At 73.1% G+C, this 18,908-nt stretch carries 20 protein-coding genes, 1 tRNA gene and 1 pseudogene; 12 read left to right on the top strand and 10 right to left on the bottom strand.

All coding sequences use genetic code 11. The features are described 5' to 3' along the window. Positions 1-31 precede the first annotated feature (31 nt). Positions 32-676, top strand: coding sequence for a GerMN domain-containing protein (locus FIP57_RS20555; RefSeq protein ID WP_162529901.1), 645 nt, complete (start codon positions 32-34; stop codon positions 674-676). Here FIP57_RS20555 and FIP57_RS20560 read toward each other — a convergent pair. From FIP57_RS20560 to FIP57_RS20575, 4 genes are all read right to left on the bottom strand, one after another. After that, positions 665-1,111: a hypothetical protein gene (locus FIP57_RS20560; RefSeq protein WP_203231381.1), complete on the bottom strand. Its 447-nt coding sequence runs from the start codon at positions 1,109-1,111 to the stop codon at positions 665-667. The two genes, FIP57_RS20555 and FIP57_RS20560, sit on opposite strands and share 12 nt — an antisense overlap. Continuing rightward, positions 1,108-1,521, bottom strand: a complete 414-nt coding sequence (locus FIP57_RS20565; RefSeq protein WP_162529902.1) for an STAS domain-containing protein — start codon at positions 1,519-1,521, stop codon at positions 1,108-1,110. Before FIP57_RS20565 ends, FIP57_RS20560 begins: the two co-directional genes overlap by 4 nt. 329 nt (positions 1,522-1,850) lie before the next feature. Beyond that, on the bottom strand, positions 1,851-2,507 hold the full coding sequence (locus FIP57_RS20570) for a haloacid dehalogenase type II (RefSeq protein WP_148575435.1): 657 nt from the start codon (positions 2,505-2,507) through the stop codon (positions 1,851-1,853). A gap of 128 nt (positions 2,508-2,635) precedes the next feature. Next, entirely contained in the window at positions 2,636-3,043 is a 408-nt protein-coding gene (locus tag FIP57_RS20575; RefSeq protein WP_148575436.1) for a four-helix bundle copper-binding protein, read from the bottom strand. Between the two features lie 112 nt (positions 3,044-3,155). On the opposite strand from FIP57_RS20575, the gene FIP57_RS20580 reads away from it, so the two are divergent. Both FIP57_RS20580 and FIP57_RS20585 read left to right on the top strand, forming a co-directional pair. Next, on the top strand, positions 3,156-5,519 hold the full coding sequence (locus tag FIP57_RS20580; RefSeq protein ID WP_148575437.1) for a molybdopterin oxidoreductase family protein: 2,364 nt from the start codon (positions 3,156-3,158) through the stop codon (positions 5,517-5,519). Next, a complete protein-coding gene (locus FIP57_RS20585) occupies positions 5,516-6,004 on the top strand; it encodes a hypothetical protein (RefSeq protein WP_148575438.1) in 489 nt (162 codons plus the stop codon). Before FIP57_RS20580 ends, FIP57_RS20585 begins: the two co-directional genes overlap by 4 nt. Before the next feature lie 8 nt (positions 6,005-6,012). Here FIP57_RS20585 and FIP57_RS20590 read toward each other — a convergent pair whose 3' ends face one another. Then, the gene (locus FIP57_RS20590; protein WP_420846718.1) at positions 6,013-6,189 is read right to left on the bottom strand and encodes a mycothiol transferase; all 177 of its coding nucleotides are present in this window, start codon (positions 6,187-6,189) and stop codon (positions 6,013-6,015) included. A gap of 438 nt (positions 6,190-6,627) precedes the next feature. On the opposite strand from FIP57_RS20590, the gene FIP57_RS20595 reads away from it, so the two are divergent. The 6 genes from FIP57_RS20595 (at position 6,628) to FIP57_RS20620 (ending at position 10,098) form a co-directional block, all read left to right on the top strand. Further along, positions 6,628-6,699, top strand: a tRNA-Lys gene (locus FIP57_RS20595). 253 nt (positions 6,700-6,952) lie between these two features. Then, entirely contained in the window at positions 6,953-7,297 is a 345-nt protein-coding gene (locus FIP57_RS20600; protein WP_148575439.1) for a hypothetical protein, read from the top strand. Between the two features lie 28 nt (positions 7,298-7,325). Continuing rightward, the gene (locus FIP57_RS20605; protein ID WP_148575440.1) at positions 7,326-8,699 is read left to right on the top strand and encodes a glycosyltransferase family 39 protein; all 1,374 of its coding nucleotides are present in this window, start codon (positions 7,326-7,328) and stop codon (positions 8,697-8,699) included. 71 nt (positions 8,700-8,770) lie between these two features. After that, positions 8,771-9,244, top strand: coding sequence for a hypothetical protein (locus FIP57_RS20610; protein WP_148575441.1), 474 nt, complete (start codon positions 8,771-8,773; stop codon positions 9,242-9,244). A 21-nt stretch (positions 9,245-9,265) separates the two neighbouring features. Continuing rightward, complete coding sequence (locus FIP57_RS20615) at positions 9,266-9,766, top strand: GNAT family N-acetyltransferase (protein WP_148575442.1); 501 nt, start codon at positions 9,266-9,268, stop codon at positions 9,764-9,766. Between the two features lie 146 nt (positions 9,767-9,912). Next, complete coding sequence (locus FIP57_RS20620) at positions 9,913-10,098, top strand: DUF5999 family protein (RefSeq protein WP_148575443.1); 186 nt, start codon at positions 9,913-9,915, stop codon at positions 10,096-10,098. 11 nt (positions 10,099-10,109) lie between these two features. Here the strand turns inward: FIP57_RS20620 and FIP57_RS20625 are convergent, their stop codons facing one another. Both FIP57_RS20625 and FIP57_RS20630 read right to left on the bottom strand, forming a co-directional pair. Then, positions 10,110-11,591, bottom strand: a complete 1,482-nt coding sequence (locus tag FIP57_RS20625) for an amino acid permease (protein WP_148575444.1) — start codon at positions 11,589-11,591, stop codon at positions 10,110-10,112. A 152-nt stretch (positions 11,592-11,743) separates the two neighbouring features. Beyond that, positions 11,744-12,580 carry a family 16 glycosylhydrolase gene (locus FIP57_RS20630; protein WP_162529903.1) on the bottom strand — a complete coding sequence of 279 codons (837 nt, stop codon included), beginning with the start codon at positions 12,578-12,580 and terminating at the stop codon, positions 11,744-11,746. A gap of 244 nt (positions 12,581-12,824) precedes the next feature. Between FIP57_RS20630 and FIP57_RS23420 the strand changes: the two genes are divergently transcribed. Next, the gene (locus tag FIP57_RS23420; protein WP_162529904.1) at positions 12,825-13,253 is read left to right on the top strand and encodes a response regulator; all 429 of its coding nucleotides are present in this window, start codon (positions 12,825-12,827) and stop codon (positions 13,251-13,253) included. Between the two features lie 138 nt (positions 13,254-13,391). Continuing rightward, complete coding sequence (locus tag FIP57_RS20640; protein WP_162529905.1) at positions 13,392-13,748, top strand: YdhR family protein; 357 nt, start codon at positions 13,392-13,394, stop codon at positions 13,746-13,748. Here the strand turns inward: FIP57_RS20640 and FIP57_RS24190 are convergent. The 3 genes and pseudogenes from FIP57_RS24190 to FIP57_RS20655 all read right to left on the bottom strand — a co-directional run bounded on the left by FIP57_RS24190 (position 13,741) and on the right by FIP57_RS20655 (position 18,182). Beyond that, positions 13,741-14,904 (bottom strand): helix-turn-helix transcriptional regulator, encoded by a 1,164-nt coding sequence (locus FIP57_RS24190; protein ID WP_238993637.1) that lies wholly within the window; start codon positions 14,902-14,904, stop codon positions 13,741-13,743. The genes FIP57_RS20640 and FIP57_RS24190 overlap by 8 nt on opposite strands. Positions 14,905-15,350: 446 nt before the next feature. Further along, positions 15,351-15,665, bottom strand: a pseudogene (locus FIP57_RS24565) (ATP-binding protein); the annotation flags it as partial. Positions 15,666-15,713: 48 nt separating this feature from the next. Then, positions 15,714-18,182, bottom strand: coding sequence for a helix-hairpin-helix domain-containing protein (locus FIP57_RS20655; protein ID WP_162529906.1), 2,469 nt, complete (start codon positions 18,180-18,182; stop codon positions 15,714-15,716). 183 nt (positions 18,183-18,365) lie between these two features. Here FIP57_RS20655 and FIP57_RS20660 point away from each other — a divergent pair, with 183 nt between their 5' ends. Beyond that, a complete protein-coding gene (locus FIP57_RS20660; RefSeq protein ID WP_238993638.1) occupies positions 18,366-18,902 on the top strand; it encodes a metallophosphoesterase family protein in 537 nt (178 codons plus the stop codon). Positions 18,903-18,908: the final 6 nt, after the last annotated feature.

The raw sequence follows: 18,908 nt of genomic DNA on the forward strand, positions 1-18,908 counted from the left end.
GCGGCGAGCGGGCGGCCGGTGTGCGCCGGCCGTGCTCGTGGCCTTGGTGCTCGCCGGGTGCGGCCTTCCCGGTGACGGGGACGTGCGCACGGTGGACGACGAGGCGGTGCCGTACCACCTCCTCGAGGGGGAATCGCCCTCCGGCAGCGAACCCTCCGACGCGACCTCGGAGCGTGGCGCTCCCGTGGTGTTCTGGTTGCGCAGTGACGACGACGTCCTCGCTCCCGAACCCGTCGACGCGCCGTGCTCCGAGTCGGACGACGACCTGGTCGCACGGCTGCTGGCCGTGCTGCTGGCGGCTCCGGGGGACAGGGCCCGCTCGGCCGGCTGGTCGACCGCGATACCGCCGGCGTCCGAGCTCTCCCTGCTGGACATCGACGCCGGGACGGCCACCGTGGAGTTGGACGCCGCGGTGCCCATCGGCGCCGAACGACTGCCTCTCGCGATCGGACAGGTGGTGCTGTCGGTCACGTCTGCGCCCGGGGTCGACCGCGTGCGCATCCTCAGCGCCGGAGAGGTCGTCCAGGCCCCGTTGCCCGGCGGGGAGCTCACGTCCCGACCGGTATCGGCAGAGGACTACACCGACTACCTGCCCGAGCGGCTCCAACGGGTACGGCGGCAGCCCCGAGGTGATTTCCCCGCGATCGGATGCCCGCCACGTCCGTCAACGTCCTGAGGTGCCGACGCGAGCGCGTCGCGACGTGTCGACCACCACCCACTGGGCCGACGCGTCGGTGGCGGCACCCCAGCTCTCCGCGACCTCGTCCAGGACCGGGGCCGTGGCCGTCCCGGCCTCGGGGGCCGAACCGGCGAGCGCGCCTGGAGGGCCGTGCCACCTGAGGTCGACGCGGACCCGGTCGAGGTCGACCCAGCGCAGGGAGAGCGTGAGGTGGTGCGCCCCTTCGGGGAGGTCCGGAACCAGCGCCTCACGGGCCACCCGGCACAGGTCGTCCACCGCAGGTGCCGGCAAGGCACGGTCCCGCCCCCACCGGCGTACGAGCGCTTCCGTCGCTTCAGGCGGGCGACGATCGCACGGCACCTCGACATGGGTCACCCCGGGGCCGTCGTCCACCGTGGCCGGCTGCGCGCCGACCGCGGGCCGACGGATCATCGGATGTGCCTTCCCGGCACCTCCACACGGCGAGCGGGAGACGACCCGTGGTCCGGGCGCTCGACCGGGAGGATGCCCAGCAACCCCGCGCGGCGGAGAGTGGACCTGCTGTGGGACGACGGTCCTCGCAGCCTCATCCGCATGCCGCGGGCCCGGCAGTGCTGGGTCAGCCACAGAAGCGTCGTCACGGTGCTCGAGGACATCCTGGTCAGCCCCGACAGGTCGACCACCAACGCCGTCGGTCCCTCGTCCAGGATCGGCGGGAACCACGTCGCGAGCGGGCGACGGGCCGGTCCGGGGCCGGCGTGGCTGAGGTGCAGCACCACCTCGTGACCTCCGCCGGACGCGCACGACGGCTCGACAACGTGCATCGACGATCCGTCCACGACCGCGTCCTCACCAGTGCTCACGGGCACCACGCTGCCATCCGCGCATGACCGGTCACCGGTCACGGTCATTGCAGTCTCGTGACCCTCGTGTGCCGGCCCGACCGGTACATGACCGAGGGATGACCGTCGGGCGACGGTCCGCGCACGAACGTCAGCCAGCTCGTCGAGCGCGACGGGGCCCGGATCTTCCTCGGGCGCGAGGTCGTTCCGTGCGTGCAGGACCGCCTGCTCGACGCCGTCACCGAGAGGACCGGGCGGGTCCACCTCGTCCTCAAGGCGGAGCAGGGCGGACCCTCGGCTCCACAGGGCCTGACGTTCCGGCACAGGCCGCTAGGTCCTCGCTCGGGCGGTCAGGCAACGGTGACCAGCTCGGTGAGCGAGGGCACCTCGTGGTCGGGACGACGGAAGCTGTCGGGCCATGCACTGCCGTGGCGGTTGATCCAGACGGTGCGGTAACCGGCGCGGCCGGCGCCGTCCAGGTCCCACGGGTGGACCGCGACCATGGTGAGCTGCTCGGGTGACGCCTGCAGCGCGACCGCCGCGGCGGCGTAGGAGTCGGGGTGCGGTTTCCAGACGTCTCCGTCCTCCACGCTGAGGACCGGCGACACGAGGTCGAGGAGTCCAGCGCGTTCCAGGAGGCCACGGGTGGCGGCCGTCGACCCGTTGGAGAAGGGGGACACCCGGTGTCCGGCGTCGACCACCGACCGCAGCCCTGGACCGACGTCGGGGTGGACGGGCAGGTCGCCCAGCACGGTCATGACTTCGTCGACCACGTCGTCGACCGGTGCGTCCAGGGACGCGCCGGCGAGGCAGGCTCGCAGCTCCTCGGCCGCCAGGTCGAGGAAGGCGGGGGCGCGGGACTGCAGGGACAGCGCGAAGCCGTCACGGAGCACCGAGGCGAACCAGGTGTGAGCCAGCTCGGCGGGCGGGCCGTGGCCACTGATGGCCCTGCCGAGCGGAGCCATGTCGGAGAGGGTCTCGTTGACGTCGAGGACGAAGTGCGCCACGAGGGCGGCATACCCGGCGCCTCGACCGCGGACACCAGCTGCCTTTCCTCAGTGAGGACGGTGGCGGGATCGACCGCTCCGGTGCGGACCAGGTCGACCAGGTGGGGGATGTAGCGGCGGTGGACGGGTCAGCCGACGAGCTCGAGGAGCCTGTTGCAGGCCTGCTCGCAGCGGCGGCAGGCCTCGGCGCAGACCCGGCAGTGCTCGTGCATCTCGGCGTGGGACTCGCACTCGTCCCCGCAGGTACGACACGCCTGGGCACAGGCCCGCAGGACCGACCGGACGAGAGCGGCGTCGTGGCTGGTCCGCCGGGACAGCACCCGCCCCGTGGCCCCGCAGACGTCGGCGCAGTCGAGGTCGGTGCGGATGCACCGGCGGAGCTCGGCGACCATCTCCTCGGACAGGCACGCGTCGGCGCACGCCGTACAGGCCTGGGCGCACTCGATGCAGGCCGTGATGCACTCGACGAGCGCGTCCCGGTCGAGGACGGTCGGTGCAGGGTGGCTGTCGAGCATCCCGGTCACGGTCTTGGTCACGGCGTGGTCCCTCCTGTGGTGGTCGGCCTCCGTGCCTCGGCGTACCCCGCACAGGAGGCCGGCACACGGCACGCTCGTGTTTGCCGCCGCGGTGCACGGTTACGGCTCCACCATGGCAACGTCACCGGATGCAGTCGACCGGATCGCCGAGCCGTGGGGGACGCGGACGCCGTACGACGCGGGGGAGCGGTGGCCCGCCCGGGTCGACCAGCACCTGCAGGACGGGGTGGCTCCCGGTGACGTCGACCGGTGGGTGCAGACGGCGAGCATCCTGCACTCCAACGGCGACGGCATCGACATCGCCGTCAAGGACGGGCGGATCGTCGGCGTCCGCGGTCGCGAGGTGGACCGGGTCAACCACGGGCGGCTCGACCCGAAGGACCTCTACGGGTGGCAGGCCAACCACTCCGCAGACCGGCTCACCCGCCCGCTGGTCCGCCGCGACGGCGAGCTGGTCGAGACGGACTGGGACACCGCGATGGACGCTGTCGCCGGCCGCACCCGTGAGCTCCTCGACGAGCACGGCCCGAGCTCGATCGGCTTCTACACCAGCGGTCAGCTGTTCCTCGAGGAGTACTACACGCTCGGGCTGATCGGCCACGGCGGCATCGGCACCAACCACATGGACGGCAACACCAGGTTGTGCACCGCCACCGCCGCGGAGGCGCTCAAGGAGTCGTTCGGGTGCGACGGCCAGCCGGGCTCGTACACCGACATCGACCACGCCGACGTGATCGCCCTCTACGGCCACAACATGGCCGAGACCCAGGTCGTGCTGTGGACCCGGATCCTGGACCGGCTCGAGGGGTCCGACCCGCCGGCGCTCGTCTGCGTCGACCCGCGGCTCACGCCGGTCGCACGCGCCGCGCGGGAGCACGGCGTGCACCTCGCGCCGCGGCCCGGGACCAACGTGATGCTGATGAACGCCTTGCTGCGCGAGCTCTTCGACAACGGCTGGGTCGACCAGGAGTACGTCGACGCGCACGCCGTCGGCTTCGACGAGCTCGAGAAGCAGCTGGCCGACTACACCGTCGAACGGGCGGCGGAGGTCTGCGACGTCCCCGCGGACGACCTGCGGCGGGCGGCCCGGCTGATCGGCACCGCCGAACGGCTGCTCTCCACGGTGCTGCAGGGGTTCTACCAGTCCCACCAGGCCACCGCGGCCGCCGTGCAGGTCAACAACATCCACATCGTCCGTGGCATGCTCGGCAGGCCCGGGTGCGGGCTCCTGCAGATGAACGGCCAGCCCACCGCCGAGAACACCCGCGAGTGCGGCGCCGACGGGGACCTGCCGGCGTTCCGCAACTGGTCCAACGACGATCACGTGAACGACCTCGCACGGGTCTGGAACATCGACCCGATGCAGATCCCGCACTACACCGCGCCTACCCACCTGATGCAGATGATGCGGTACGTCGAGGACGGCTCGATCCGGTTCCTCTACGTCTCCTGCACCAACCCGGCGGTGTCGCTCCCCGAGCTCCGGCGGATCCGGTCGATCCTCTCCCAGGAGCGGCTCTTCCTCGTCGTGCAGGACATCTTCCTCTCCGAGACCGCGCAGCTCGCCGACGTCGTCCTCCCGGCCGCCACGTGGGGCGAGAAGACCGGGACCTTCACCAACGCCGACCGGACGGTGCACCTGTCGGAGAAGGCGGTCGAGCCACCCGGCGAGGCGCGGTCGGACCTTGACATCTTCATCGACTACGCGCACCGGCTGGGGCTGAAGGACAAGGACGGTGCCCCGCTGGTGAAGTGGTCGACGCCGGAGGAGGCGTTCGAGGCGTGGAAGGAGTGCACCCGTGGCCGGCCCTGCGACTACACGGGGCTGAGCTACGACAAGCTGCGAGGCGGCAGCGGTGTCCAGTGGCCGTGCAACGACGAGAACCCTGACGGCATCGAGCGGCTCTACGCCGACGGGCGGTTCTGGGCCGCGCCCGACTACTGCGAGTCGTACGGCCGCGACCTGGTGACCGGTGCCCCCGTGGAGCCGCAGGAGTACAAGGCGCTCAACCCGGACGGCAAGGCAGTCATCAAGGCAGCGGAATACCTCCCACCGCACGAGCTCGTCTCGGAGGAGCACCCGTTCCAGCTGATCACCGGTCGCACGATCTACCACTTCCACACCCGCACCAAGACCGGCCGCGCCCCGGAGCTGCGCGCGGCAGCACCCGAGGTCTGGGTGGAGGTGTCGGAGTCCGACGCCGCCGACCGTGGCTGGCAGGAGGGCGACGAGCTGCGGATCACCACCTCGCGCGGCGAGGTGGCCGCACGGCTGCGGATCACCGGGGTACGGCGCGGGGTGCTGTTCCTGCCGTTCCACTACGGCTACTGGGACGAGCCTGGCGGCCACGAACCGGCCGAGCACGGTAGGGCGGCCAACGAGCTGACGATGACCGACTGGGACCCGGCGTCGAAGCAGCCGCTCTTCAAGACCGCGGCCGCACACGCGGTGCTCGCCGAGGGAGGTGCGCGATGAGCAAGGTGCCCATGGCGCTGGAGGAGCTGCACCGCTCCGAGAACCAGCTCGCCGCGGAGCTGCTGCGGATCTCCGACCGGCACAAGGCCGACCACGAGGTCCACCACGTCGCCCGTGACATCGCCCGGTGGTCGCAGGAGCACGTCCGCGAGCTCGCCAGGATCGCCCGGGACCACGACCTGACGCTCGACCCGGAGCCGGCGCACGACCCCAGCCTGCTGGCCAAGGTCCGCCAGAAGGGCGACGAGCTGCTCGGCCGCCACCACGAGACGTCGCTGCTCCTCCTCGCCGACCTGCGCCAGGTCCACAAGGAGGCTGCCGGGGTCTCGCTCGACTGGGAGGTGCTCGCGCAGACCGCGCAGGCGCTGAAGGACACCGAGCTGCTCGAGCTCGCCGAGCGGTGCCACCCCGAGACGCTGCGCCAGATGCGGTGGGCCAATGCCAAGGTGAAGGAGTCCTCGGCGCAGGTGATGGTCACGCCCTGAGCCGCTGGTTAGTGCCCCGTCTCGCCGTCGATGCACTCGCGCAGCAGGTCCGCGTGGCCGCAGTGTCGCGCGTACTCCTCGACGAGGCGGACGGAAACGTCGCGCACCTCGATCAGCTCGCCGTCGACCTCGACCAGCCGCCCGAAGGTGTCGGTGCCGATCCACCGGCGTGCGTCGGCGACCACCGTCGACTGGGTCGAGCAGGAACTGGCTCGCCTTTGACGACCACGCCGTCCGGGTGTGGCGCGTCCGACCCAACGGGGAGCAGCCGGCCGGCGTCGTGGAGGACCCCAGGTGGGGCATGTCGAAGGAACGGTTCCGCGAGCCGGTGTGGTCCCCGGACGGAAGGTCGCTCCTCGTGTTCTCCGAGCAACCCGGTGCGCGTCCATGGATCGTCGATCCAGCGATCGGCACCCCGACCGTGAGGCCGCCCAGACCTCGAATCTGGCGCCGTTGCCCGACACGCCGGTCGCGCACGGGCACTGGTACAGCTCCTGGTCCTGGAGGTAGCCGGGAGCGTGGCCACCGCGTTGCCGGAGGTCGCCCGCGGCACCGGCGGCCGCTCCGGCTACCCTCGCCCTGACGTGGGCGGGCGCTCCTCCGGGCCCGGGCTCCCGCGTCCCGGGCCTCTAGCTCAATGGCAGAGCAGCGGACTTTTAATCCGCGGGTTGTGGGTTCGACCCCCACGGGGCCCACCCCGTGCCGGTCCCTGACTGGCCCATACCGGGGGATCGGATCCGGGATCAGGCGGGAACTCCGGACCACTTCTTGTCAGGGCAGGGCAAATCACCCCGCCAACCTGCCCCGAGTGTCGGCAAACCTAGGACTTCGGGACGACGGTCCCGGTATAGCCGAGAGGCGCTTCTCGTTGTCACATCCCTTGACCACACAGGGCTCCGGTGGGATCAAGGTTCAACGGCTGATCCTCTCTTCCAGGGTGTGGTGCACATGCAGACACGGAAGCTCAAGAACGGACGGCGGCTGGCTCCGGCGGTGACCGCGCTGGCCATGGTGGGTGCGATGGGGGTCGGCTTCACCCAGCTCGGCGGGGCGTCGGCGCTCACGCCCAACGGTGGCGGCAAGTGCGGCGGCGGCCCGACCCAGACCCTCACGCTCGAGCAGGCGGCCCGCGCCGGCGTGTACCTCGGCAAGCCGAAGCACAAGACGAAGACCGTCACGGTGACCCGCACCAAGACCGTCACGAAGACCGTGACCAGGTGGAAGACCGTCCACAAGTGCCACACGGTGACGGTGACGGACACCTACACCACCTCGACACTGGCCCCACTCTGACCGTCGGCGAGTTCTGGGGGGTTCGCGAATGGGGGTCGCGCCGGCGGGTGATGCGGTCGGCCGTTCCGCGCTCGGCGAGCTCACGGAACGGCCGGCCGGCCCCACCTCCGGGGCCGACCGACCGGCCACCCAGGCCGACCCTCCTCCCGACGTCACGGACCCGGCACCGCACCGCTGGTCCAGGCTCGGTGAGCTGCTCCCCGGACCTCGGCTGACCCTCCTCCTGGTCCTGCTCGCGACCCTGCTGACCCGGGTCTTCAAGCTCGGCGAGCCGGACCGCTCGCTCGTCTTCGACGAGGCGTACTACGTCAACGCCGCGCGCCGGATCCTCGGCTGGGCGGTGCCCGAGGACGAGCCGTACGCCGAGTCTCCGGCCGGGCTCGACCCGAACACCGAGCACCCGCCGCTCGGGAAGCTCCTCCTCGCCGGCTCGATGCGGCTGTTCGGGGACGACCCCCTGGGATGGCGGCTGCCGAGCATCGTCGCCGGGCTCGTGGTCGTGGTCGCGGTGTACCTCCTCGCCGCGTCGCTGACCCGCGACCCGTGGTTGCCCGTCTACGCTGCCACCGTCGTCGCCCTCGACAACCTGCTCCTCGTCCACAGCCGGATCGCCACCCTCGACGTGCTCTTCCTGGCGCCGCTGCTGGTGGGCGCCGTCCTGGTGGTGCGGAGACACTGGGGCTGGGCGGGCGTGGCGTGCGGCGTCGCCCTGGTGGTGAAGACGCCGGCCGCGTTCGGCGTCCTCGCCCTGCTCGCCGTCGTCCTGCTGGTGCCCGGGTCCGACACCCTCCGGGCACGGCTCCGCCAGGCGCTGCTGCTCGGCACCTCGACGGCGGTCGTCGCGCTCGCGCTGATGTGGCCGCTGGACCTGCGGTACACGACCTTCGACGACCCGGTCTCGCACGCCCGCCACATCACGTCGTACGGCCTCGACGTGTCCCGCACCGGCGGGCCGGTCGACAGCGAGAGCACCCCGTGGCAGTGGCTGAGCGGCGAGACCGAGCTGACCTACCTGCGCGTCGACACCAACGAGATGGCCGGCGAGGAGGTGCTCACGACGCGGCCGGAGGTCTGGTTCCGCGGCGCGCTGAGCCCGGCGCTGGTCGGGGTGGCGCTGATGGCGATCTCGTACGCCGGGTGGCGATGGGTGCGCCGGCGGGACCCGCTGGCGCTGTGGAGCGTGGCCTGGGCGGTCGGCATCTTCGCGCCCTACTTCGTGCTGGCCACGGTGTCGCACCGGATCAGCTACCTGTTCTACGCGCTCCCGCTCGTCCCCGCGTACGGCGTCGCGGTCACGCTGCTGCTCTGGCACGAGGGGCTTCCCAGGGCGCCGCGGTGGGGGTTCCTCGCCGCGATGGTCCTCGGGTTCGCGGCGTACTTCCCGTTCCGGGGGCTGGGGTGACCTGGCGCAAGGTAAAGAAGGCGCCTCGGCTCTCGCCCCGGAGCACGGTTCCGGGGTAGACCGGGGGCCACATGACCACCGAGCCGACCACCCGCGCCGGTGCCGCTCCGTTCCCGACGCAGCGCGCGCCGGTCGAGCCGCGCACGGGGTCTCGACATGCTGCCGAGCCGGACGGGCTCGGCCAGCTCGTCGCGCTGGTCAAGGACGGTGTCGCCGGGCTCCCGCACACCCTAGACTCCCCACGGCGTACGGCGATCTGGTGCCTGTGGCTCCTCGGGATCGCCGGCGACGCCTGGACGACCGGGTTCATGCTCCGCGACGACCGGTTCGAGGAGGGCAACCCGGGGGCGGCCCTCGGGATGGACGCCCTCGGCACGACCGGCTACACGGTGCTGGCGTCGGTGGTCTGCCTGCTGATGGCGGTGGTCAGCACCGGGCGCCCGGCCGGCAGGGTGGCCCGTGGCTTCGTCTGGTTCTTCCTCCTCGTCGCGCTCGGCAAGGTGGCGATGACGGTGAACAACCTGGTGCTCTGGCACACTGCCTGACTCCGACGACGAGGAGGCGCCATGGGCTGGCTGCCGGACGACTTCGAACACCCGCGGGTGGTCCTGCTGCCGACCGGGCACCACCTGCGTCCGATCCGCGCCGACGACGTCGACCTCGACATGCCGGCGGTGATGGGGTCGCAGGAGCGGCTCTGGTCGATCTACGGCGAGGCGTGGGGGTGGCCTCCGGCGACGATGACCGCCGAGCAGGACCGCGAGGACCTGGCCCGCCACGAGGCGGAGGCGGAGGCTCACCAGTCGTTCAACTACGCGCTCTTCGACGAGGGCGAGACCGAGCTCATCGGCTGCGTCTACATCGACCCGCCGGAGAAGCCGGGCGCGGACGCGGAGCTCTCCTGGTGGGTCCGCGACGAGCACGCCGGGTCACCGCTGGAGGCCGAGCTCGACCGGTTCGTGCCGCGGTGGATCGAGGAGGTGTGGCCGTTCCGGGCTCCGCGGTACATCGGCCGTGACCTGTCCTGGGACGAGTGGCTCGCCCTCCCCGACCTCGACGCGGAGTGACGACCGCAGTCGTTTGCAGCTACTCGTGCGTCACCCCTTGGCCGGGACCTTTGATCGATCTAACATTGCCGGGCGGTGCGCCGGACTCGCCACAAGGAGGCTGGCCCGGAGCAACCACCGCCTGACGACCGACCTGGGAGAGCACGATGAAGTGTGAGCACACCCCGCGGTGTCCGGATGCGTCCGACGCCAACTGCTGCAGCGCGCACATCGCTGCGGACCACTTCGAGCAGGGCTGGTGCCGGCTCTGCAACGGGGTGATCCTCTTCGACGACGGGCTCTACCTGGCCCCGGACGGCCACATCGAGCCGGTCCCGCTGCAGCCCGCCTGACGGCAGGCTGACTAGCGCCGGGCCGGAGCCCCGGCCTCCAGCCTCCGGCTGCGGTTCCTCGCGCCGTAGCCGAAGTAGATCGCGAACCCGATCGCCAGCCACGCCACGAAGCGCAGCCACGTCTCGATCGACAGGTTGGCCATCAACGCCACGCAGAGCAGCGCCGAGACCAGCGGGAGCACCGGTGAGAACGGCGTCCGGAACGGCCGCGGCAGCTCCGGACGCGTGCGCCGCAGCACCGGGACGGCCAGCGAGACGATCGTGAACGCGAACAGCGTCCCGATGCTCACCATCTCCGCGAGCGCCGCGAGCGGGACGAACGTCGCCAGCACCGCGACCAGCGCCACCGTGCCGAGGGTGATCGTGCTCGGCGTGCCGAACCTCGGGTGCACCTCGGCGAGGCGGCCGGGGAGCAACCCGTCGCGAGCCATCGCGAAGCCGATCCGCCCCATCGCGACGATGTCGACGAGGATCACCGAGCTCAGCCCCGCGACCGCCGCGGTGCCGACGAGGATCGCGGCCCACCCGAGCCCGACGGTGTCGAACGCCTCGGAGATCGGGGCGCCCTGGTCGATCTCGCGGTAGTCGACCATCCCGGTGAGCACGCCGGCCACCCCGACGTACAGCAGGGTGCAGACGAGCAGGGTGCCGAGCAGCCCGAGCGGCAGGTCGCGCCGCGGGTTGCGGGTCTCCTCGCCGAGGTTGGCCACCGCCTCGAAGCCGGTGTAGGAGAAGAAGACGATCGCGGCCGCCGAGAGGACCCCGGCCATCCCGTAGATCGAGGGCTCGACCCCGACCAGCGCCTGCCACAGCGGCTGGGTCAGCCCGCTCGTGGTGTCCTCCGGCGGCTCGCTGCCCGGCACGAACGGCGACCAGTTCGAGGCCTTGACGAAGAACGCGCCGACCAGGATCACGAAGAGGCAGACCAGTACCTTGACCACCACGAGGGTGTTGGTGACCCACTTGGCCTCGCGGATCCCGACGTAGGCGACCGCGCCGAGGACCAGCGTGATCAGCAGGGCCCCGACGTTGACCGGCGCGTCCTCGCCGAAGAGCGAGGTGGGGACCGCGTCGGAGAGCCCGGCGAGGTAGCCCGACCACCCGCGGGCGACCACGGCGGCGCCGAGCGCGAACTCGAGGATCAGGTCCCACCCGATGATCCAGGCGAAGACCTCGCCGATGGTCGCGTAGGCGTAGGTGTACGCCGATCCGGCCGTCGGCACCGCCGACGAGAGCTCGGCGTAGCAGAACGCGGCGAGCAGGCTGACCAGGCCGGCGAGCGCGAAGGAGACCACCACGCCGGGGCCGGCGAGCTCGGTGGCCGCCACCCCCGTGAGGGTGAAGATCCCGGTGCCCACCACGATGCCGATGCCGAACCCCATGAGGTCCAGCGCGCCGAGCCGTCGGCGGAGCCGCCCGGTCCCCTCGTGGCCGGGCTCGGCGGCGGAATGCGCGAGGATCTCCTCGACGGACTTGCGACGGGTCAGCTCCACCGGGTCGCCGTACCCGCGCCGGGTCGGAGGCAACCCAGGCCGCGGCCGCCCGGAGGTGTGCTGCTCGACACCCGCGGACACGCAGCAGCGCCCCGGTCGGGGAGTCCGGGGCGCTGCTTGCGGGGCTCGGGCCGAGGTTCAGCCGAGGTGGGTCAGCACTTCGAGGCCTGCGTGTAGGACTGCTCCATCGGCGGGGCCGCGATCGACTTCGCATTGGGCCGCTTCAGGTTGTAGAAGCGGATCCAGTCCATCTGCATCCAGGTCTCGTCCATGTGCTTCCCGGCCTGGGCCTGGAGCCGGAACCGCGGCCGGTAGTAGTAGCCGAGGTTCAGGGCTTCCTTGCGCCGCTCAGTGGCCACCGGCACCTTGTCGACGAACCAGGTGACGTGGTCCCGGGCGATCTCGACCGCGAAGGTGTGGAACTCCTCCGTGGTGCCCTGCGGGTCGCGCTGGAAGTTGAACTGCTGGCCGCCGGCGTCACGGCGGACCGAGCCGCGGACGACCTGGTCCACACGCGGGGTGTACGACGCGATGGTCAGGTTTCGCCGGCCGCACCGGTAGTCACCGGAGGGGATCAGCTCGAAGAACGCCTTGTGCATCGCGTAGCGGGTGCGCGGGCTGGGGTCCTTGACCCGGACGCGCGCCTCCCAGCGACCGTAGCGGCGCTTGATGTCGGTCGGCATCGTCCAGAGGGTGTCGGTGCCCGGGCCGGCCTTGAGGGTCAGCATCCCGACCTGCGAGCCGACCTGGCTCGGGGAGCTGCTCTTCCAGCGGGGGTGGAGGCGGTCGGGGATGAACTCGTCCTCCCACTTCGAGAGCCCCCAGCGGAAGATCTTCGCCGCGTTGGTGGGCTTGCCCTCGAGGACCATGCGGTACTCCGCGTCGACGGGAGCGTCCGCGTTGGTCGTGGTCGTGGTCGTGAACAGGGGGGCCGCGATCGCGGTGGAGGCCAGGAAGGCGAACCCGATTCGGTTTCCGAGACGTCGCATGTGTCTAGGAAAGCGAAGGTTCGGGACCTTCGGGCCACTTTCTCGGGAAATGGTCCCGACTGGACTAAACCAGCGGCTCTCGGTCATGTGGGTCGAACGTCGCGATTCTTCCATGCCTCAGGTCTCGGCGCCGCAGAACTCAGGTACCACCCCCCGTCGGGTGGCCGTCGTCACAGCCAGGCTCAGCCGCGAGCCTGAGGGTGCGGACCTGTCCCCGGTCCGCGGAGCGGAGGGAGGGGAGAGCATGGACAGGACGGAGCCCGTGCGTACGGTCGTGGTGGTCGAGGACGACCCCGACCTGCAGCTGCTGACCACGCTGATGCTGACCCGGGCCGGCTACGCCGTCCGGTCGTACGGCGACGCGCGCGAGGCGCTCCCGGCCTGCACCGCCACCCCGCCCGACGTCGTGGTCCTCGACTGGATGCTGCCGGGGATGAGCGGCATCGAGGCGCTCGCGGCGCTCCGCGCCCACCCCGCCACCGCCGACGTCCCGGTCGTGATGGCCACCGCCCTCGGGCTCGGCGAGAACGTCGAGCAGGCCGTGCGCGGCGGTGCCCAGGGTTACCTGGTCAAGCCCTTCGCCCAGGCCGAGCTGGTCCGCACCCTCGACGAGGTCCTCGCCGACCACGCCCGGCAGCGCCGGCAGCTCCGGGTGCCCGCCGAGGTCGCCTGACCCGCTCCGGCGTGGAGCGATCGCTCCATGCCGCCCGCCCTCGGTTTGGAGCATCGTGCCGATGAGCGGCAGGTACCCGCGCTCTTAGCGTCGTCGACGACCGCAGTCGACATCGACGACACGACAAGGAGAGCTGCGATGCACCTCAGGATCGTCACCTTCCGGACCGACCTTCCCGCCCCCGCCTACGAGGAGCACGCGATGCAGGTCGCGCCGCTGTTCCGCGAGTGGCCGGGGCTCGACGCCAAGCTCTGGCTCGCCGACGCCGGCCGGGGCCGCTTCGGCGGGGTCTACCTCTTCGGCTCCCGGGCCGACGCGGACGCGAGCCGCGAGACCGCGCTGTTCCGCGAGATGGCCTCGAACCCGCACCTCGCGGAGCTCGAGATCAGCGAGTACGACGTGCTCGCCGGCCCCACCGCGGTGACCGCCCCGCACGCCTCGCCGGCGAGACCCGGTGGGCCGCACCCGCTGGCCCGCATCGCCGGGGTCACCTGACGAGGCCGGCCGCCACCGCCGCCCGCGCCGCCGCGGTCCGGTTCCGCACCCCGAGCTTCTGGAAGATGTTGCTCACGTGCCGGTTCGCGGTCCGCTCGCTGATGAAGAGGGCGTCCGCGAGCTCGCGGTTGGTGCGCCCCTCGGCGAGCTGGAGGAGCACCTCGAGCTCCCGGGGGCTCAGCCGGGCCACGGGCCCGGGCGGCGGTGCGGGCGGGGCGTCCCGCGCTGCGGCCGGTCCGGCTCCCCGTGGGCGGCCCGCACCGGACTCCGCCAGCACGTGCCGGGCGAGCCACCCCTCCACCCCGCCCGAGCCGAACTCGAGGACCGCCAACGTGGAGCTCCGCCCGCCGAGCCGGACGGGGCCGACGGGCTCGAACCCCATCGTGCGCAGGGCGTCGGCCTGCTCGTCCCAGGTGCCGACGTCGGTGAGCACCCGGCCGAGCTCGTGGCGGTGCTCGAAGTAGTGCCGCTTCAGCTCCACGACCATCGTCGCGAGCTCGACGCCCGGCTGCTCGCCGCGCTCCCGGCCCAGCGCGGTGCGGAACAGCAGCGTGCGCGTCCCCGCCGCCGGCGGCCGCCGACGCGCGTACGCGTGGCACGCGACCACGACCGGGTCGCCCGAGGCCAGCTCGGAGGGCACCTCGTCGAGCATCGCCGTGATGCTCAGCGCGCGCACCTGCGCCGACTCGCCGCGTGCGACGGCGAAGGCCCACGGCGCTGCCGCCCACCACTGCTCGACGACCCGCCGGGCGGCCGGGCCCTGGTGCTCGGCGACGATCCCGAGCAGCTCGTCGGAGTCGGCCGGGGTCGCCCGTTCGACGGGGTGCTGCACGCCGGCGGCCGGCTCGTAGGCGTGGCGGATGACGGGGTTCTGCACGAGGTGCAGCAGGTCGGCCGTCGTACCCCAGTCGAGCGGGCCGGGCTCCTGCACCAGCCGCCGGGCCACCCGCCCACGCGTCGCCCGCACGGCGCGCGGGTCGCGCAGCTCCACGGCGTCGGCGACGACCGCGCGGGCGACCGGCTCGAGCACGAGCCCGCCCGGGACCCGCCGGGTGAACGGCAGCCCCTGGAGCAGCTGCCAGGCGCCCTCGGCGTCGAGCGCCGGGTCGTCCTCGACGACGGCGGCGAGCGCCGGGAGGGTGAGCCGCCGCAGCACCGACGCCCGCTCGACGAGGACCGTTCGACCGGCGCGAGGTCGTCGAGGAGCACGGAGTAGAGCTCCTCCACGACGTCCGGCGCGCCCTGACCGTCCACGGAGATCCCGGGGTGCCGCCGCTCGGCCGCCGCGGCGAGCTCCAACGCCAGCGGGTGGCCTCCGGCGAAGGCGGCGATCCGGCGGGCGGCCCCGGGGTCGACGCCGCGGCGGCGCAGCAGCTCCTGCGCCTCCTCGTCCGCGAGAGGTCCCACCGGGAGCTCGGCGAGCAACGGGCGCCACCCTGGCGCCGAGCGCCACGCGACGTTGGGTCCCTGACGGGTCACCAGCACCAGGGTCACGCCGTCCGGGAGCGCCAGGGCGAGCTCGTTGCGGAGCCAGCCGTCGAGGAGGTGGAGCCGCTCGAAGCCGTCGACGACGAGCGCGGTCGCGCCGTGGGCGAGCAGGGCCGCGCCGGCCTCGTCGGCGTTCCCGAGCGTCGTGTCGGCGCCCAGGGCGGCACCGAGGGCGGTGAGGAAGCCGCTCGCCGTCGGTGCCACGTCACGGCCGGGCAGCACCACCGCGCGGCGGCCGGGCTCGTCGAGCACCGCCGACACCAGCGCGCTCTTGCCGATGCCGCCGGCGCCGTGCACGAAGACGGCGACGACCTCGGGGTCGTCGAGGAGGGCAGCCAGCCGGCGGCGCTCCGCCTCCCGGCCGACCAGCGCCGTCGCCGCCGCCCGGGCGAGCCGGTCGGCCACCCTCGGGGCAGGGGCCGGTGCCACGGACCGATGCTAGTGACTGCCGGCCGTCGCTGGTCCGGACCAGCGGGCTCAGCGCCGGTTGCTGCGGCTGCGGTCGGCCTCGCCCGAACGCTGGGCCGGCACCCGCAGCGACGTGGCGCCGTGGGAGACGAACCAGTCGAGGAGGAGCCGGTCCTCGTCGGGCTCGGTGGCGTACCACAGCCCGCGGCGGTGGCCGGCGTCCTTCACCGCCTCGGCCAGGACGGTCGGGGAGAGGGCGCGCAGGTCGTCGGTGGAGCGCACCCCGCACTCCCACAGGGCGTCGAAGACCTCGTAGCGGTGGGCCACCAGGTGCTCCGGGACGTCGGCGGCCAGCGCCGCGGCCTCGCCCAGCTGCCGCACCGTCGAGGGCAGCACCCGAAGGTGGTCGGCGAGCGCGGCTGCGGTGGCCGGGTCCTCGGTGGCCTCCCACAGCGCGGACGGGGTGTCGAGACCGAGCCGGAGCAGCTCCTCGGCGTGGCGGGAGAACGGCGCGAGCTCGACCATCTCGCTCCGCGGGGCGGCGGGGTGGCGCTTGCGGAACCGGCCGGAGGCGGCCAGCGGCCCCAGGACGGGGTCCCGGGTGATCCGCTCGCGACCGCCGGGGCGCTGCACCTCGTCGGCGAGCAGCTCCAGGGCCCTGGTGACCAGCCGCCGGTCGCTGCCGGGTCGGGCGAGCTCGACGAGCCGGCACGCCTCGACGAACCGGGCGTCCGGGTCCCGGTCGACCCCGGCGTGCCAGCGGCGGGCCAGCTCGAGGACCCGCTGCTGCAGCCGGTCGAGGCCTAGGTGGTCGGGGAACACGTCGAGGTCCAGCAAGGGTTGGGCGCTCGGCGCGGTCCGTGCGGCCGCGCCGAAGGCGGCCAGGGTCAGGACCGCGGCCACGGGACGGAGCCGCGCGGCGAAGCCGTGGTCGAGGTCGCGCTCGTTGAGGGCCCGGACCAGCTCGACGGCGAGCCGCTGGGCGACCTCTCGTTCACCTCCAGGCGCGGGAGCGGTCCGGGCGTCGCCCTCGGAGGCCGCGCCCCGGGCCCGCTTCGCGGGCGGGTGGAGGAGCACCTGCCGGTCGAGCTCCACGGCGGTCGCGGTGAGCAGCAACCGGGCCCGCAGCGGCTCCAGGCTCCGGCCCCCGCGGCCCAGCGCCCGGGCGCGCTCGCCCAGCCAGTGCACGTAGCCCTCGAGCCGGCGGAGGTCGGTGGTGTGCCGGTCGCGCTCGTGGCGGAGCGCCACCTGGGCGAGCAGGTTCCCGGGGTCGCGATCGACGGCGGCGCCGAGCAGCGACCGCCGCGCCGCGGGGTCGTCGAGGTCGGCGGCGGCGACGGTCCAGCCGAGGCTCAGCCAGTCGGTGACGGGTGCGACCGGCTCGAACCCGGAGGAGTAGCCGCGCGAGACGACGTGGAGCACGAAGGCCGCGGCCAGGGTGCGCGCGTCGAGCGTGGGGCCGGTGGGGCCGAGCGGCGCGGGGGAGACCACGGTCGCGCCCACGGCCCGGCCGTGGCGGGTGACCACCACGCGGAGCCCGTCGCCCTCCTCGGGGTCGTGGGCGTGCACGGTGACCTGCCACGGGGTGAGCCCGAGCAGGGTGCGCAGGGAGGCCAGCCAACGGGGGCGTGCCGTGCCGACGGTGATGCCGGCGGCGGCGAGCGCCCGCACGTCGGTGCCACCCGGGAGCTCGGTCCCGCGCGGCGGTTCGGCGCCCAGCTCGCGCAGCGCGGCGACGACGGCGGCGGCAGCGGCCTCGTCGGGCACCCCGTCCGCCCGGCTCGCCTCGACCGCGAGCCGGAGCCGCGTGGCCGCGAGCAGTGCGACGCACCCGGCGGTCAGCAGGAACACGGAGCCGGTCACGACCAGCCCGGTCGTCGAGGCGGTCGCCAGCCAGAGCGGTGAGGCGACGGAGGTCGCGAGGCCGACCGCGGCCAGGCTTCCCGCAGCGACCCGCGCCGCACGCGAGGTGCGCGGGACCGGGGCCGGCCAGAGCAGCACCAGGAGCCGGGCGAGGAGGAGCAGCACCGCCGCGATCGCCAGCCCCGAGAGCAGCAGCCGGCCGAGCGGCTCGAGCGTGTCGTCGCGGAACTCCGCCCAACCGCTCTCCTCACGCCCCGCGTCGTCCAGCGGGGTGTCGTCGTCGAGGTGGCGGGCGGCCCGCTCGAGCAGCGCCTGGGCTTCCTCGGTGTCCGCGTCCGCGGCGAGCGCGGCCTCGGCGTTGCGCCGGACGAACTCCCAGTCCGCGAGGTGCTCGTCGGCCTCCAGCGAGGCCCGGGCCAGCGCGTTGGACGCGATGCGCATCGCCAGCCCGGCGTCGGCGCCCTCGTCGTAGCAGAGCTGCGGCTGGCCTGTGGCCCTCCGAGCGGCGACGACGAGGTCGAGCGCGCGTTGCGGTCGGTCGTCGAGGAGCTGGGTGCGCGCCGCCTCGCACAACGCGTCGGTCGGTGTCGTCGACGCCGCGACCGGAGAGCTCCCGGCGAGCGCGAGCACGCCGACGGTAGCCAGTGCCGCGCCCCCGCGCAGCACGGACGGCACAGCAGATGACGCTGATGACATGACCCCGCACCCCTCGCGTGCCGCCCCGCCCCACCCCCACGATGGGAGCCGGCACGCTCCGTGGCGCATTCTCCACGGGACCGTTCCGGTCCGGCAAGTCCGGGTACGAGGGGTGGACACTGATCTGCACCGATCTGGTGCGGACGAGCGCAGGGGGGGTCGATGGTGCGGTTGGTGCTCGTCGCCGATACCCACGTGCCCAAACGGGCACGCGACCTGCCGGACGAGCTGTGGGCTGCCGTCGAACAGGCCGACGTCGTCCTCCATGCCGGCGACTGGGTCGAACCCGCGCTGCTCGACGAGCTCGAGCGCCGCTCGCGCCGGCTCGTCGCCGTCCACGGCAACAACGACGGGGCCGAGCTGCGGCGCCGGCTGCCGCTGGTGGCCCGGGCCGAGCTCGGCGGGGTGCGGTTCGCGGTGGTCCACGAGACCGGGGACGCCAAGGGCCGGGAGCGCCGCTGCGAGGAGGAGTACGACGACGTCGACGTGCTCGTCTTCGGGCACAGCCACATCCCGTGGGACACCACGACCCCGCGCGGGCTGCGGCTGCTGAACCCCGGGTCGCCGACGGACCGGAGACGCCAGCCGCACTGCACCTACATGACGGCCACCGCCGCGGACGGTCGGCTGTCCGACGTACGGTTGCACCGGCTGCCGCCGCGGACCGCCGCGCCGCGCCGATCTCGTCCTCTCGGGTGAGGCGGC

Source organism: Nocardioides caldifontis, from assembly GCF_008087345.1.
GTDB classification, from domain to species: Bacteria; Actinomycetota; Actinomycetes; order Propionibacteriales; family Nocardioidaceae; genus Marmoricola_A; species Marmoricola_A caldifontis.